General features: G+C 63.3%; 16 protein-coding genes. 2 read left to right on the top strand and 14 right to left on the bottom strand.

Going from position 1 to position 14,426, the window contains the following annotated elements:
• Positions 1 to 4 precede the first annotated feature (4 nt).
• On the top strand, positions 5 to 997 hold the full coding sequence (locus EO245_RS03845) for a radical SAM protein (RefSeq protein WP_128893450.1): 993 nt from the start codon (positions 5 to 7) through the stop codon (positions 995 to 997).
• A gap of 3 nt (positions 998 to 1,000) precedes the next feature.
• On the opposite strand, the gene EO245_RS03840 is transcribed toward EO245_RS03845, so the two are convergent.
• The 14 genes from EO245_RS03840 to EO245_RS13485 form a co-directional block, all read right to left on the bottom strand.
• Entirely contained in the window at positions 1,001 to 1,588 is a 588-nt protein-coding gene (locus EO245_RS03840) for a hypothetical protein (protein WP_128891690.1), read from the bottom strand.
• Positions 1,589 to 1,591: 3 nt separating this feature from the next.
• Positions 1,592 to 2,014, bottom strand: coding sequence for a prepilin peptidase (locus EO245_RS03835; protein ID WP_128891689.1), 423 nt, complete (start codon positions 2,012 to 2,014; stop codon positions 1,592 to 1,594).
• Between the two features lie 46 nt (positions 2,015 to 2,060).
• Positions 2,061 to 2,831 carry a hypothetical protein gene (locus EO245_RS03830; RefSeq protein ID WP_128891688.1) on the bottom strand — a complete coding sequence of 257 codons (771 nt, stop codon included), beginning with the start codon at positions 2,829 to 2,831 and terminating at the stop codon, positions 2,061 to 2,063.
• Positions 2,832 to 2,835: 4 nt separating this feature from the next.
• Positions 2,836 to 3,810: a type II secretion system F family protein gene (locus tag EO245_RS03825; RefSeq protein WP_128891687.1), complete on the bottom strand. Its 975-nt coding sequence runs from the start codon at positions 3,808 to 3,810 to the stop codon at positions 2,836 to 2,838.
• A gap of 1 nt (position 3,811) precedes the next feature.
• The gene (locus EO245_RS03820) at positions 3,812 to 4,816 is read right to left on the bottom strand and encodes a type II secretion system F family protein (RefSeq protein WP_128891686.1); all 1,005 of its coding nucleotides are present in this window, start codon (positions 4,814 to 4,816) and stop codon (positions 3,812 to 3,814) included.
• Complete coding sequence (locus EO245_RS03815) at positions 4,816 to 6,192, bottom strand: CpaF family protein (RefSeq protein WP_128891685.1); 1,377 nt, start codon at positions 6,190 to 6,192, stop codon at positions 4,816 to 4,818. The genes EO245_RS03820 and EO245_RS03815 overlap by 1 nt, the downstream gene beginning before the upstream one ends.
• 1 nt (position 6,193) lies before the next feature.
• Complete coding sequence (locus tag EO245_RS03810) at positions 6,194 to 7,345, bottom strand: AAA family ATPase (protein WP_128891684.1); 1,152 nt, start codon at positions 7,343 to 7,345, stop codon at positions 6,194 to 6,196.
• A 45-nt stretch (positions 7,346 to 7,390) separates the two neighbouring features.
• Positions 7,391 to 8,008: a TadE/TadG family type IV pilus assembly protein gene (locus EO245_RS03805; protein ID WP_128891683.1), complete on the bottom strand. Its 618-nt coding sequence runs from the start codon at positions 8,006 to 8,008 to the stop codon at positions 7,391 to 7,393.
• 3 nt (positions 8,009 to 8,011) lie between these two features.
• Positions 8,012 to 8,506, bottom strand: a complete 495-nt coding sequence (locus EO245_RS03800) for a TadE/TadG family type IV pilus assembly protein (RefSeq protein ID WP_128891682.1) — start codon at positions 8,504 to 8,506, stop codon at positions 8,012 to 8,014.
• The gene (locus EO245_RS03795; RefSeq protein WP_128891681.1) at positions 8,503 to 10,035 is read right to left on the bottom strand and encodes a pilus assembly protein TadG-related protein; all 1,533 of its coding nucleotides are present in this window, start codon (positions 10,033 to 10,035) and stop codon (positions 8,503 to 8,505) included. Before EO245_RS03795 ends, EO245_RS03800 begins: the two co-directional genes overlap by 4 nt.
• A 24-nt stretch (positions 10,036 to 10,059) precedes the next feature.
• Positions 10,060 to 10,332: a hypothetical protein gene (locus tag EO245_RS03790; protein ID WP_128891680.1), complete on the bottom strand. Its 273-nt coding sequence runs from the start codon at positions 10,330 to 10,332 to the stop codon at positions 10,060 to 10,062.
• A complete protein-coding gene (locus EO245_RS03785; RefSeq protein WP_128891679.1) occupies positions 10,322 to 11,722 on the bottom strand; it encodes a type II and III secretion system protein family protein in 1,401 nt (466 codons plus the stop codon). The genes EO245_RS03790 and EO245_RS03785 overlap by 11 nt, the downstream gene beginning before the upstream one ends.
• A gap of 4 nt (positions 11,723 to 11,726) precedes the next feature.
• Positions 11,727 to 12,641: a Flp pilus assembly protein CpaB gene (gene cpaB / locus EO245_RS03780; RefSeq protein ID WP_128891678.1), complete on the bottom strand. Its 915-nt coding sequence runs from the start codon at positions 12,639 to 12,641 to the stop codon at positions 11,727 to 11,729.
• An 84-nt stretch (positions 12,642 to 12,725) separates the two neighbouring features.
• A complete protein-coding gene (locus EO245_RS13485) occupies positions 12,726 to 12,974 on the bottom strand; it encodes a Flp family type IVb pilin (RefSeq protein ID WP_370246172.1) in 249 nt (82 codons plus the stop codon).
• Positions 12,975 to 13,379: 405 nt separating this feature from the next.
• On the opposite strand from EO245_RS13485, the gene EO245_RS03770 reads away from it, so the two are divergent.
• Positions 13,380 to 14,192: a DUF2569 domain-containing protein gene (locus EO245_RS03770; protein ID WP_128891677.1), complete on the top strand. Its 813-nt coding sequence runs from the start codon at positions 13,380 to 13,382 to the stop codon at positions 14,190 to 14,192.
• Positions 14,193 to 14,426 lie beyond the last annotated feature (234 nt).

The following is a 14,426-nucleotide window of genomic DNA, read 5'->3' as shown; positions in this document are numbered from 1 at the left end:
CGACATGGCCTCCGCCGCCCGAACAAAATCGCGCAATGCGCCGACCGGCCCATCTCCCTTCCGGGTCGAGGGCGAAGCCTTGCCGCAGGCGAAATTCTCCGACCCGCAGTGGACTGCCAAGGGCGAGCGCCGGGCGAGCGTGCCGCTGACCAAGCTCGAGACGCTGTGGTTCAACACAGGCACGCTGTGCAATCTCGCCTGCGCGACCTGCTATATCGAGAGCAGTCCGACCAACGATGCGCTGGTCTATATCGGCGCACAGGACGTCGCGCGCTTCCTCGACGAAGCGCAGGCGATCGGCACGCGCGAGATCGGCTTTACCGGCGGCGAGCCGTTCATGAACCCGCAGTTCCTCGCGATGCTGGAAGACACGCTCGCACGCGGGTTCGAGGCACTGGTGCTGTCCAACGCTATGAAGCCGATGCGGCGCCACGAAGCCGCGCTGCTCGCCCTGCGCGAGCGGTTTGGCGAGCGCCTGACCATTCGCGTCAGCCTCGACCACCACACGCAGGCCGGGCACGAAGGCGAACGCGGACCGAACAGCTGGGGGCCGGGCCTGTCGGGCCTCAAATGGCTGTCGGACAACGGCTTTTCCATCGCGGTTGCGGGGCGGCTACTGCCCGGCGAAGGGATGGAAGACGCGCGCGGCGGCTATGCGCAGCTGTTCGCAGAGCATTCGATCCGTATCGATGCGCACGACCCGATGCGCCTCGTCCTGTTCCCCGAAATGGACGAGACCAAGGACATTGCCGAAATCACGACCGATTGCTGGTCGATCCTCGGCAAGTCTCCCGCCGAGATCATGTGCGCCACCAGCCGCATGGTCGTTCACCGCAAGGGCGAGGACGCGCCGCGCGTCGCGGCCTGCACGCTCATTCCTTACGACGAGGGCTTCGACATGGGCGCAACGCTGGAAGAAGCGTCCGGCGAGATCGCGCTCAACCACCCGCATTGCGCGCGTTTCTGTGTGCTCGGCGGGGCCAGCTGTTCGGCGTAAACCTCAGGACGGATCGGTAATGGTGACCTGGTCGCCGACCGGGTCGTAGCGCACCGCATATCCCGCATCGCGCAGCTTGTCGAAGGTCACTGCATCCTCGCCGAGCTCGGCGGTCTTTTCCTTGCCGACGATTTCAGCGAGCTCTTCCGGCGCGACGAGTACTTCGCCGCCATTGGTCACCTTGATCGGCGTTTCCTTGGTCTTGCCGCGATAGGTGATGCGCGTTTTCGCGCCGGTCTGCTTCGGCTGGGCGAGATCGAAATCGACCGGCAGGACCCCCGCGATCTCCTCTTGCGGAGCAGGCGCCGCGAAGGCGGAAGCCACGCTTTCCCGGCGGCTCGGCACATTCAACCGCTGCGTTTCCGCAGCTTCGGAAGCCGGCGGCACGTAGGGGTCCGAAAGGGTGAGTTCGACGATTTCCTCGGCACTGGCCGGCGATGCACTCGGCATCTCGAAGCGTACGACGTAATTCGCGTCGGCCCGATCGGCCCAACCGTTTTCGCCTACAGGCGCGCCGCCGTCGGAGCGCAGCAGGGTAAGGCCCAGAAGGACGGCCAGGCTGACATATCGCAGGACCATCTCGGGCATCATGACTTATCCGAGCCCCGCGCGCCAGAAGAACAGGACTGCGCCGCCCGCTGCGATCGCAACGCCATAGGGGACGCCGGCATCGTCGTACTTGCTCGCTTTCATGCCGCGCATGCGCCGCCAGCCGAGCCAGCCTAGCACCACCGCAAGGCCTGCAAGCGAGATCGAGAAGACCAGCTGGAAGACGTCGAGCAGCGGAAACCACGCGGCAGTCGCGGCATAGAACTTGCCATCTCCCCCGCCCCACATGCCGAGCGCGAAGAGCCCCATGCCGACAAGCAGCGCGATAACCGCATGGCCAAGGTGCCCAGCGGCAATAAGCCACTCCGAACTCAGTACGCCGAACACGAGGCCGAGCACCAGCGTGATGCCGGAGAGCCAGTTGGGTATGCGCCGGTCGCGAATGTCCAAAACTGCGCCTGCGATCATGCAGGACGCGAAACAGACAGCGGCGGGACCCAGCAGGAGCTGGGGGTCAATCACCGTTCTTCGCGTTCATCGAGATACGCAGCGGATAGGCGCGCTGGTTCGGCTTATCCATCTCGCGCGTCACGTTGAAGACGAGCGGGTATTTCCCGTCGTCCTTGCGGCTTGCGACGTGGACGACATCCGGACGCTCGACCACGGCGCGGCGCGGCACGGCGACGGTCGGGCGATCGTTCGCGCCCGAAGTCGAGGTGCGGATCTGCACCTCGCCGCGCGAGACACGCTCGATCCGGCTGCGCGTCGGCGCGATCCGGACGGCGGCATCGGGACGCAGCTGGTCGAGCGCGGCGGCCACTTCGGGCACCATCTCGTCGACCTTGGTCGCTTCGCGCGCCGCGAGCTCTACACGCTCGTCGCGCAGCTGTGCGCGGCGCATGGCGCGGCCTTCGAAGCGGGCGAAATTGCGCTGGAAACGCATGTCCTCGGGCGCAGCGGCGATCGCTTCGCCGAAATAGCGACGCGAAAGGTCATGGCGGCCGAGCTTGTCATACGCGATCGCCATGCCGTTGAGCGCTTCGCCCTTGTAGCGGGCATCGACCGCGGCCTGGCGGAAGGCGGTAATCGCATGGCTCAGCTGGCCAGCTCGCAGGTGGAGTTTCCCGTCGTTCAGGCGCTGCGCGAAATAGCTCGAGAAGTCGGCCTGCTCGAGATCTGCCGTAGTGGCGCGCGCATAGCGTTCGGTCTTGCCGAACGGAGACGCGCAGCCTGCCATCGCCAGTGCCGAGCCGATCAGAAGCGTTGCGGTAACTGTCCTGTTCATGGCTTTACCCCCCTATCATCATTGGGAAAATCTCACGGACCATGCGAATGCTCGCCGGCAGCATCATGACGCCGATCATGGTCGGCAGCATGAAGACGACGAGCGGGATCGAGATCAGCACCGGCAGCCGGTGCGCCTTCTCTTCGGCCCGCATACGGCGCTTCTCGCGCATTTCCGCCGCGTAGGTCCGCAGCGTGCTCGCAATGCTCGTACCCAGCTTGTCCGACTGGATCAGCAGGGTCGAGAACGAGCGGATTTCATCGACGCTGGCCATGTCGGCCAGCTTGCGGAATGCCTCCTCGCGCGTCGCACCTGCGCGAAGCTGGAGAACGGTGACCTGGATCAGCTTGGACACCAGCGGGTGCGAGCGGACCATTTCGCGGCCCACCCGGTCCATCGCCGCCTCGATACCGAGACCCGCTTCGATACATACCAGCATCAGGTCGAGGCAGTCGGGAAAGCCGTTGACGATTTGCTCGCGCCGGCGGTCGGCCTTCGCGGTGATGAAGAGGTTCGGCAGGTAGAGGCCCATGAGACCCAGGATCGACCCGACGATGTAGATCGTCAGGAAGCCCGGGGGGTCCGGCCGGGTCAGCACGATCAGGAGATAGATGCCCGGCAGCAGGAAAATCATCAGCAGGCGCACCAGGGTGAAGATGCGCGGGGCCGAAGGCGAGGTGTAGCCCGCCTGCACCATCTTCTCGCGCAGTCGCTGGTCCTTCGTGTCGGTCAGGTTGAGCCCGCTCGATTCGATCATCTTGGCAAGCTGGCTCCAAGCGGTCTCGCGTTCGCGCGCCCTCAGGCTGGCGGTCGAGCTTTCCTGCGTTTCGGTCGTGCTGATCTCCTTCAACCCCGCACGCACCGTGCGCCGTTGGGCAATCGCATTGAGGCCGACGAAAGCAAGAAACACGACGACCGCAAACAGGGCGATCAGCAGGGTAATGCGGGCGACAGGACTGTTGGCAAAAAGGTCGATCATGTCACACCTTGATGTCGATCAGTTTGCGGATCATCAGGAAGCCCATGATGTAGAGCGTGATCAGGATCGCGAAGCCGAATATGAACATCGGGTCGCCCGCCACATCGAGATAGAAACCCGGGTTGCCGGAGAACAGGCCGACGAAGGCGAGCACCGGGAGGATGGTCAGCATCCAGCCGGTCATGCGGCCTTCCGAACTCAGCGCGCGCACCTTCATGTAAAGGCTCGCACGGGCGCGGATCACGTCGGTCAGGTTCTCGAGGATTTCGGCGAGGTTACCGCCGGTTTCGCTCTGCACGCTCAGCGAGACGACGAACATGCGGATGTCTTCGAGGTCCCAGCGCTCCGCCATGCCGGCGAGTGCATCGGTCAGGTCCGCGCCGTAGGATACTTCGTCCGCGACGAGGCCGTATTCACTGCCGATCGGGTCTTCCATCTCGCGCGTCAGCAGGTCGATCGCCGAAGCGACCGGGTGGCCGGCACGCAGCGCACGCACGAAGACGTCGAGCGATACCGGGAATTGCTCCTCGATCCGCTTGCGGCGTTTCTGGGCGATCGCGTTGAAGATCAGCACCGGCAGAAGGATCGTCGCGCAGCCGGCGATGGCGAGCGCCATGACAACCACGCCCGCGCCGAGCGTGAAGCCCGAGGTCACGATCAGGATCAGCATGATCACGGTGACCACGGCGAAACCGCCGATCATTGCGAGCAGCGCCTGCACCCCGGTAAAGGGCAGGTTGGCCGCCATCACATTGCGCTGCATCGACTGGATCATGCGCGAAATGAAGGGCGGAAGGTTGTCGTATTCGCGCGGTGCGTTCTTGCGCAGCGCGGCCATGACCTCCTCGCGCGAGCTGCCCTGCTTGATCATCCGCAGGCGCTTGTTCACCGCATGGGTATGGACGGTGCGCGACCAGGCGAAATTCAGGAACAGCTGCGAGACGGCGAAGATCGACGCGAAAATCGCGATCAGGACCATGAGGCGGATGGCGGTTTCCGAAAGCATCAGTCGAACTCGTATTCTGGGCGGAACAGTTCGGCCGGCAGGTCGATGCCGCTGGCATGGGCGTCCGCGAGGAACTTGGGCCGGATACCGGTCGCCTCGAACCGGCCGAGGACGTTGCCATCCTCGTCGCGACCGGTGACGTGGAAGCGGTAGATTTCCTGCATGGTGATGGTGTTCGATTCCATGCCGGTAATCTCCGACAGGCTGAGCACCTTGCGTCGACCGTCGGAAAGACGACCGACCTGAACCACGACGTTGATCGCCGATGCGATCTGCGCGCGCGAGGAGCGGTCGGAAATGTCGATCCCGCTCATCCCGATCATCTGTTCGAGACGCGAGAGCGCGTCGCGCGGCGTGTTGGCGTGAACCGTGGTCATCGAGCCGTCGTGGCCCGTGTTCATGGCCTGCAGCATGTCGAATGCCTCGCCGGCACGAACCTCGCCCACGATGATGCGGTCGGGGCGCATACGCAGGGCGTTCTTCACCAGGTCGCGCTGGGTGACTTCGCCCTTGCCCTCAATGTTCGGCGGGCGGGTTTCGAGACGCGCGACGTGTTCCTGCTGCAGCTGGAGCTCGGCGCTGTCCTCGATCGTGACGATACGCTCGCGCGTGTCGATGAAGGAGGACATGGCGTTGAGCAGCGTCGTCTTACCTGAACCCGTACCGCCAGAGATGAGCACGTTCTTGCGCGAGCGCACGACCGCTTCCATCACCTGCGCCATGACTTCGGGCACACTGTCGAGCTCGATGAGCTTCTCGATGTTGATCCGCTTCTTGGCGAACTTACGGATCGAGAGCAGCGAACCATCGACCGCGAGTGGCGCGACGATCGCGTTTACACGCGAACCGTCGGCAAGACGGGCGTCCACGAAGGGCGAGGATTCATCGACGCGGCGTCCGACCGCGCTGACGATCTTCTGGATGATCCGCATCAGGTGCTTGTCGTCCTGGAAGCGGGTCGGGACACGCTCGAGCAGGCCGTAGCGCTCCACGAAGACGGTGTCCGGGCCGTTCACCAGGATATCGGTGATGCTCTCGTCCTGCAGCAGCGGCTCGAGCGGGCCGAGGCCGAGCAGTTCGTCGAGGACGTCCTCGACCAGCGCTTCCCGCTCGGTGCGGTTGAGCGCTTCGTTGTTGGACGCAAGGATTTCGCCGATGATGTCGGTGATTTCCGTGCGGATCTGGTCACGCGGCATCGTCTCCAGCGCGCCCAGGTTGATCTTGTCGAGCAGGCCCCGGTGCACGCCGACCTTGAGATCGAGCGCCTTGGCATGCGCCTTTTCCTCTTCGGTCTGGTTCTTCGGGGCGAGCGGGGACACCGGCAGGTCGGCCGGCTCCGCCGCGTCGAATTCAGCGCGCTTTACCGACCAGTTCATTTCAGTGTCCTCCGCTCTCGCCTGCAATCAATGCAGCCAGTTCGTAAATGTGCTTCCCGAAGGCCGAGCGGCTGTTCTCTTCCCAGATCAGCGTGTTGCGATCGGCCGCCTTGGCAAGGTCGCCCTTGTCCAGCGGCAGGGTGCCGATCACTTCACGGTGCAACGTCTGCTCGATGTCTTTCGGTTTGATGGCCTGAAACAGCTTCTTGTTCTGCCGATTGACGACGATCGAGATAACGTCGCTGGGAATGTCGGCCACCTCGAACAGTTCGAGGCAGCGCTTCGCATGACGAATGCTGGTAACGCTTTCGTCGATGATCAGGATGATGCGGTCGCAGGCACATGCGGCCGAAAGCGACCAGTTGGTCCACGCGCCGGGAAGTTCGAGCAGCACGTGATCGAATGCCGAACGCGCGAGACGCAGCATCCGCAGCAGCTCGTCGACCTGCACGTCCTCGATCGGAGTGATGGTGGACGGCGCGCCTAGGACGGAGAAACCGAAGCTCGAATGCATGCTCGCATTGCGGACCAGGTCTTCGTCCAGCCGTTCGCTGCCTTCGAGCAGGTCGAGCACGCTGATCGCGGCCGATCCACCGGCAAGCTGGGTCGCATCGCCGACCTGCATGTCGAGATCGACCAGGCAGCATTCGATCGACTGTTCGTCGCTGTTCGCAAGAGCGGCGGCAAGGTGGGTGATGACGGTCGTCGCGCCGACGCCGCCCGAAGCTCCAACGATGGCCGTCATCGGAGCGAGCTGCGGCTGCGGCGAGTCGATCGCCGAGGTCGAAATGTCGCAGATCTGCGCGACCAGCTCGTCCGCCTCGAAAGGCAGCGATACGACATCGTTCACTCCTTGGCGCAGCAGGGCGCTGACGAGCGTGACATCGGCCGAAGCGATCGCGGCGATGATCGGCAGGTCCGGGCGCTGGCGACGGATCTGGCTGATCCGGCCGAGCGAGTTCGAGCAAGAGGTGTCGATCTCCACGACGACGAGCGAGGCATCGCCGATGATCGCATTGTCGAGCGGCGCATCGGCATCGAGCGCGTCATAGACCAGCGGCACGTTTTCCGAGCCGGACAGGGCGGCCTGCAGCGGTTCGACGTAATGCGCCGATGCGATCACATGGCAATTGGAGGGCAATTGATTTCCCATTTGCGTCTTGAGGAGGATCGGAGTGTTCACTGTCTTACCTGCATGTCAGCTCGACGCGCTTCCCTGCGCGTCTTCGAGGGGGAGGGAGTAGGAGAAATCGGGCAGCGCAATGGTGCCGCCGACCAGGGAAAGGCCGATCGAATCGTAGCGCGCATTGTCGATGCGAACCGTCACGATCGGGGAGATTTCGGGCTTGTTCGGATCGCCTGCGAAGCCGATCCCGGAGCCGCTGTAACTGATCTGGACCTGGCTCGCCTCGAGCCGCGGCTGGTACGTCTGCATCCGTGCAACCAGCGCATTGAACGCATCACTGTCGATCGTGTTGGCGTTGGTCGGGCAATTGCCCGTGCAGGTGCAGCCGCTCGAGGTGCAGGTGATCGTACCGAGCGCGTCGGCGCAGATGCGCTGGCCGGGCAGCAGGGCCGCACCGCAGCTCTCGTCGCCGACATAGGTCAGCGTGTCGTCGGCGAGCGCGGCCGACACGAGATTGGTCACGACCGCGTGGCGCACGCCCATCTGGGTCGCCTTTTCGTATTCGTTTAACTGCCAAGCGTAGCGACCGACATCGATGATGCCGAACAGCAGGATGAGCGCCGCCGGCAGGACGAGGGCAAACTCGGCTGCGGATGCCGCGGTTCGATCGGAGAAGAAGCGTCGCATCATGGCTCAGATCCCGATCACTGCAGCGCTGGATTCAGCGCTGATGTTGAAGGTGGAGTCGATGATGCCGAGGCCGTTGAACAGCGACGGATAGGCGACCGAGCCGGAGGAGACGGTGACCAGCGGTCCCTGCGCGCCGAGATCGGTGTAGATACCGGTGGCGACGAAAGCTTCGCAGCCGACGGTCACCTGGACGTCCGAGGCATTCCAGCCGGGCACTTTCGACGTACCGCCGGAGATGCTGCCCGTCGCGGTGAGGTTCTGGATCTGCGTTTCGACGTCGCTCGACATGGCGACGGTATTGCCGGTGCACAGGTCGCTCACGTCGATCCGGCTGGCGAAGCGCGCCCCGTCGCGGACCGACTTCACGAGCTTGTGCTCGGTCCAGAAGAAATGGCCCGCTTCGAAGCCGCAGAACAGCAACGCCAGCATCATCGGCAGCGAGAGGGCGAATTCGGCGGCAGCCGAAGCGCGCGTATCATGGCGGAAACGGCGGATCATCGCAGCAGCACCGCTTTGTTGCGGCCGTAATACTGGAAGGCCTGCCCGCCACCCGGGCGCTGTGCCGGGCCGACAATCTCGGCGAGGATCTGCTTGTCGCTCGATGTAATATTGGCTGGCTGGAGCAGAAACAGATCGACCCAACGGATCGTCTTGATCGCATCGCGGCCGGACAGATCGGTGCAATCGACCGACGCGACCGTTACGACCCTTCGGTCTTTCTGCGTAGTCGAAGGTATGACCGGCGTGCCGTTCGTCGGCGTCGGCGCCGAGCAGTAGAGCGTGGTCCGGTTGCCGTCGACGATACGACCGAGCTCGCGGGGCTGCCGCCGGCTCGCATCGGCCAGTTCCCACTTGTAGACCTCGTAGCGAGTAATCGTCCCGTTGCCGTCGAGGTCGAGACCCGGGATCACGCCTGCATTCGGCTGCCCGTGGACGTTCATCATGTAGGAGTTGGCATCCCAGTTCCCGTCGCCGAAGCTCAAGCAGGAACCGCTGATCTGACACGCATCGAGCGGGAAACCCTGGTTCCCCACGTTGAGGCTGGCAGGCACTTCGGAGACCGGGATGATGTCACCGCCGGTCAAGGTGCTGCAAGAATTGTTCGGATTGTTGCCGTTGAAGGTGACCCGCCGAACGCTGTTGTGGCGAACGACTTGAGCAGGACAAAAATCGCCGCCGCTACGGCAGTTGGGCGTTCCGGGACCGTACAGATCGAACCGCGTGTTGACTGCGCGCACTTCGGGCGTGCGGTTGCCGGGGCGGGTTTCAATCACTGCACCGGTGCAACCTGCAAGGTCGGAATTCAATCCGAGTGTCTTGTTTTGCTCGTTATTGCGGATGCCCTCGTAATCGATGGCGAGGAAATCGAAGTTGCCAGGCGCGAAGAAGTCGGTCGATTGCGGCGCCTCGTGCAGGTCGATGCCGATACCGATGTCATCGTCCGTGGGAAAATTGTTGTCCCCGCTCGGCGCGCAGAACATCAGCGGCGGCACGTTGCAGGACGCAGCCTGCAAGCCGGCGACCGCATTGGCCGCGATGTCGCCCGAGGAGATCGCCCCGACGATCGGGGTCAGCGCGTAGAACACCTCGCGGCCGTTGACCGTGACCGAGACGACATTGGCATCTTCCGCGTCCTCGTCGTCGGTAATCTCGGTGCCGAAAGTATCGGTCTCGCCGTCGTAGCTTTCGTAGAAACGGAAGGTGAGGATGTCGGCGGTGATCGCCCGGCCCTCGCCATCGTTCGACATGCGGGTCTGGTTGACCCACTGGCTGTCCGCGCTGGCGAGATAGTCGTTCGCGGCATTGCGCGCCCGCACCATCGCCCCTTCGCGCCCGTCGAGCTGGGTCGCAGCGGCGAGCGCGGCCTGGTCGGCGGCGTTCTGCAGCTCGGAGTCCATCGACATGAGCCGCCCGTAGTCGAAGCCCACCCCTGCGATGCCGACAAGACCGAACAGGGCAATCGCGTACATCGGAGCGATTGCGGCCGCTTCGTTGCTGATGAATGCCTTGATGCCGTTCCTGCGCATGGCGTGGGTCCTACTCTCTCCTACTTACCGGGGGCCCGCAGTGGTGCGTTGACTAACCGGCTGCTTCACAGTGCCTTCGCGGTAGCGTTCGACCGCATCGGAGGCGTGTTCGCCGCTGGTTTCCATGTCCTCGGTGTATTCCGGATCCGGATCGATGATCATCGCGGCATAGGTCTGCCGGTTGGCTTCACCGAAGTCGGCCGGGTCGAGCTGGCCTGCGCCCGCGCTGTGATAGGTCGCACAGCCGCCGAGCATCGCTGCCACGGCGCAGAGCGGAAGAAGTCGCTTAATATTCATAGCCGTCATCTCCTTCTGCGACCGACTGCGGCGCGGTCTGCGGCAATTTCACGGGCTGGTAGTCGTCACCGTTGAGCAGCGTTTCGACCACGTCGGGATCTGCCACCCGGTCGGTCGGTAGCTTCACCTGGTCGGGCCGGATCGGCTTGACGAGGCGCGGCGTCACGATGATCAGCAGTTCGGTCTCGCCCTTCTGGAAGCGGGTCGAGCGGAACAGCGAACCGATGATCGGGATCGAGCCGAGGATCGGGAGCTGTTCGACATTGGTCTGGTATTCGGTCCGCAGCAGCCCTGCGAGCGCGAAGCTTTCACCGTCGCGCAGTTCGAGCGTGGTGCTCGCGCGGCGGGTCTGCAGGCCCGGAACGACGAGGCCATTGATCGTTATCGAGGCCGACGGGTCGATCGAGCTCACTTCCGGCTCGACCACCAGGTTGATGACCTTGTCGCCGAGCACGGTCGGAGTGAAGCCGAGGCTCACGCCGAAGGGCTTGAATTCGACCGTGATGGCATTGCCGGCACCGCCGCCCTGGCCGCTCTGGACCACGGGGACCGGGAACTCGCCGCCAGCGAGGAACGATGCGCGTTCACCCGAAAGCGCGACGAGGGTCGGTTCGGCCAGCGTCTTGGAGAAACCCTTGCGCTCGAGCGTGTCGAGGAAAGCCTCGATATTCACGTCGCCGATGCGGAAGAGCGACTGGAACAGGCCGAACGATCCGGTGATTTCGGAAAGGCCGAGTTCGGTTCCGAAATCGCCGGCGCGGGCGCTTGCGCCGCTGCCGACTGCCGCATTGAAATCGCCGTCGTCGGAGCCAGCGAAACCGCCGACGCCCAGTTCCTCGCCGATATTGCGGTTCACTTCGGCGAAGCGGACTTCCAGCATGACCTGCTGGCTGCCGCCGACCGAGATGAGGTTGACCACGCGGTCGCCGGCGAATGCCTGCGCGATACGTGCAGCGCGATCGGCAGCGCCCGGATCGGTCACCATGCCCGAAAGCACGAGCGAGCCGTTGGACAGGCCGACGTCGATGTTCTCGCCCGGGATCAGGCGTTCGAACTGCTTCTGGATACCGGTCGCATCCGGGCCGACGCTGACATCCATCACCGCGATAACGCGGTTGGAGCGATCGTAAAGCGTCAGGCTGGTAGTGCCCATCGCCTTGCCGAGGACGTAAACCGACTTGTCGGAGATCGGCAGGATATCCGCGATCTCGTCATTGCCGATCATCGCCCGGTCGATCACGCGATCGGAGGTGACCACCTGGCTCTTGTTGATCGGGACTTCCAGCTCGCCTGCATGCAGGCTGTAGCTGTCGTATTGTGCGTGGGCCGGCGTCGCGGCGAGCGTGGTCGCTGCAAGGCTCAGCGCCAGTGCTGTTGCAAGGCGTTTCATCGTCTTACCTCCCCCCCAGGCGGCCGACTGGATATTCTTCGCCATCGGTACCGCGATAGATCGTCATCGACGGACCGGTGATGGCGCGAGAAACGGAACCGGCAGCGGGCGCGGCCTGCGTCTGCGCCGCCGGATAGAAATTAGTGGGAGCCGGAGCAGCCGGCTGCTGGCGGGCGGCGATATAATAGCCGCCACTGCCGATATCGCGCGAGGTAACGGTCAGCGCGGCCTCGGCATCGTCGCTCTCGACATTGCGCAGCGCGAGGCTGAGCGTGCCCAGCTTCTCTGCGATCGCGAGCTTCTGGGCCTGGAACAGGTCGACCTGGATCGTGGCCGTCTTGCCGACCTGCGGCTCGGTCGCATTCTCGCTCGCGGTCTGGTTGATCGCGAGCACGGGAACGCGCTCCATGATGACATCGACCATCAGGTCTTCGGCTCTCGCCCCTTCGCCCGGAATCTTGCGGGTCAGCAGCACGTCGACGACGTCGCCCGGGCGCACGAAACCGGAAACGCCGGTGACGGCGCCGACCGGGATGGACACGGCGCGCATGCCTTCCGGCAGGTTCGCCGAAAGCACCGCGCGCCCATCGAGGCCCGATACCTTGCTCGCCAGGATCGGCTCGTTCGGCACGATCGGGCGCAGCGCGACGCGGCTGCCGTTCAGAAGCTGTTCGAGATTGGTGAAGGCGCCTTCGGGAACCGAGGCGGCCGGGAAATTCTGGAGCCGGACATTTTCCGGCGTAAGGGGTGCCCCGAATTCGAGCGGCTGCGTGGCAACCGCGATACGGGTGAGTTGCTGCTCTTCGGCAACGCGCTCCTGGCGTTGTTCGACGCCGGAGAAGTAGGAATTCGCAAGGAACACCGCGATCAGGCCGATCACGATAGCGCCAATGAGAATCAAAAGATTGCGGTTACCCATCGCCGACCCCCCGGTTGCAGCGGACTAAAAGTCTAAAGAGAAAAAGGGCCCGCACCACGGATGGTGCGAGCCCCAATTCGGACCTTAGCAGGCCTGGCCGTCGACGTAGTCGGTACCAGCACCGCCATCGGTGTACGTCGGAGCGTTAGCCTGAGTCGTACAGTCGTTGACTTCGTTGGCAGCGTTACCAACAGCCTGCTCGACGTTTGCGCCAAGGATCATGGCCGCTGCACCGATGCCAACGCCGACAACGGCGATGATCAGAGCGTATTCAGCCGCCGAAGCGCCCGACTCGTCAGCGAGGAAGGTTTTCAGGAAGGTTTTCATCGTCATACCCCAAAGTTGGATCCTCCCGTCATGAGAGGAGTTAACAAAAGGCACCGGCATCTATTTCCGGTCAGCCCTTGTCCGAGGGGTATGGTTATCTGGACCTGCGCGACCGTGTTCTTGTTATCTGAGCTACGTTCACGCAGCTCCAAAACACGCAAGTCCCTCGGAACACTTTGATCTTCCCCTGATCGTCCCGAAGCGTCAACTACTTCGTGATAACAATATTTTTACCTTTTTTCTGAATACCTTAGAGACGGATTTGATTACCCCAAATGGTTAATGTGTGTCTTTTCTTATCAGGGGTTTAGGCGGTTTGCGGTCGATTCGGGCCCGAATCGCGGAACCTGCGCAATTGCCCCGCGTATTTGGCGTGTGGTAAGATAAGAAAATTACCGGGAGCGCGCTTCGATGAAAGCCATCGTCAACACTGTCAGGGATGGGATTTCGGCCTACGGCCGCTCCCTGTACGAGCGCTCTCTCGTCATCACCCGCTTCCTCGAATCGCGCATGCACCTGGTCGCGCTAGGGTGGCTCGGCCTGATGGCTCCGCTGTTCTTCGCCAAGCTGATGCGCCCCGCTTCGCCGATCCATAATCTCGGCGATGCGCTGCCCACCATATATGCCTATGCCGCGATCCTGCTCGCGCCGATCGCCGGCTTCATGCTGGCGCGCAATGCCTTCGCTTCGGAAGAAAGCCAGGAGCAGCCGCAGTTCCGCTTCGCCATCTTCGGCCGCTGGCGCAAGCTATCGCGCGAGGACGCGCGCAAGAGCCCCGCGTTCGGCCCGGTCGGCTTTATGGTCTCGCTGCTGGTCGGCCTGCTGCTGAATGTCGGCATCCGCACTTTCGAATATCTCGCCGCGGTCCCCGCGATGAGCAAGCACGCGCCCGAATGGGGGCAGACCCTGTTCATGAGCATGACGGCGGATCTCGTCATCATGAACTTCTTCTACATGGTCGCCTTCGTCATGGCGCTGCGCAACATCCCGCTTTTCCCGCGCATGCTGGCCTTCGTCTGGGGCCTCGACATCATCATGCAGCTGATCATCGCCCAGCGCCTCAACGCGGTGGGCGGCGTTCCGGAAAGCGTGGTCGGTCCGCTCCTCACCCTGCTCGACGGCAACATCACCAAGGTGTTGATCAGCGCAGCGATCTGGCTGCCCTACATCCTGCTGTCGGAGCGAGTGAACGTCACTTACCGCCAGCGCGCCGCGATCGCCTGAACCACCCCGCTAACAAGCGACTAACCCGCGCCTGCCACAGGCGTGGCATGAGAGCGTTCACCGCTCGCAAAAAACCGTCCCGAAATGGAATTCCTCCCTTTTCGCTTACGGTTAACAGGCTTGAAACCATATCCGAATCCTGATCTGTTCGCCCCGATAAGGACTTTGCCAGGCGATTCTTTCCGAGTCGCTGAAAGGCGGAGCCACCAAAATGGGTCGCAGGATCGGACGGGT

It is taken from the genome of Erythrobacter sp. HKB08, assembly GCF_004114695.1.
In the GTDB taxonomy this organism is placed as follows: Bacteria; Pseudomonadota; Alphaproteobacteria; order Sphingomonadales; family Sphingomonadaceae; genus Parerythrobacter_A.
Note: the sequence above shows the minus strand (reverse complement) of the source record. Positions and strands in the feature narration are given on the sequence as shown.

Coding starts and splice junctions, on each gene's coding strand:
- EO245_RS03845 (WP_128893450.1), top strand. CDS start 5: ATGGCCTCCGCCGCCCGAACAAAATCGCGCAATGCGCCGACCGGCCCA.
- EO245_RS03840 (WP_128891690.1), bottom strand. CDS start 1,588: ATGATGCCCGAGATGGTCCTGCGATATGTCAGCCTGGCCGTCCTTCTG.
- EO245_RS03835 (WP_128891689.1), bottom strand. CDS start 2,014: ATGATCGCAGGCGCAGTTTTGGACATTCGCGACCGGCGCATACCCAAC.
- EO245_RS03830 (WP_128891688.1), bottom strand. CDS start 2,831: ATGAACAGGACAGTTACCGCAACGCTTCTGATCGGCTCGGCACTGGCG.
- EO245_RS03825 (WP_128891687.1), bottom strand. CDS start 3,810: ATGATCGACCTTTTTGCCAACAGTCCTGTCGCCCGCATTACCCTGCTG.
- EO245_RS03820 (WP_128891686.1), bottom strand. CDS start 4,816: ATGCTTTCGGAAACCGCCATCCGCCTCATGGTCCTGATCGCGATTTTC.
- EO245_RS03815 (WP_128891685.1), bottom strand. CDS start 6,192: ATGAACTGGTCGGTAAAGCGCGCTGAATTCGACGCGGCGGAGCCGGCC.
- EO245_RS03810 (WP_128891684.1), bottom strand. CDS start 7,345: ATGGGAAATCAATTGCCCTCCAATTGCCATGTGATCGCATCGGCGCAT.
- EO245_RS03805 (WP_128891683.1), bottom strand. CDS start 8,008: ATGATGCGACGCTTCTTCTCCGATCGAACCGCGGCATCCGCAGCCGAG.
- EO245_RS03800 (WP_128891682.1), bottom strand. CDS start 8,506: ATGATCCGCCGTTTCCGCCATGATACGCGCGCTTCGGCTGCCGCCGAA.
- EO245_RS03795 (WP_128891681.1), bottom strand. CDS start 10,035: ATGCGCAGGAACGGCATCAAGGCATTCATCAGCAACGAAGCGGCCGCA.
- EO245_RS03790 (WP_128891680.1), bottom strand. CDS start 10,332: ATGAATATTAAGCGACTTCTTCCGCTCTGCGCCGTGGCAGCGATGCTC.
- EO245_RS03785 (WP_128891679.1), bottom strand. CDS start 11,722: ATGAAACGCCTTGCAACAGCACTGGCGCTGAGCCTTGCAGCGACCACG.
- cpaB (WP_128891678.1), bottom strand. CDS start 12,641: ATGGGTAACCGCAATCTTTTGATTCTCATTGGCGCTATCGTGATCGGC.
- EO245_RS13485 (WP_370246172.1), bottom strand. CDS start 12,974: ATGACGATGAAAACCTTCCTGAAAACCTTCCTCGCTGACGAGTCGGGC.
- EO245_RS03770 (WP_128891677.1), top strand. CDS start 13,380: ATGAAAGCCATCGTCAACACTGTCAGGGATGGGATTTCGGCCTACGGC.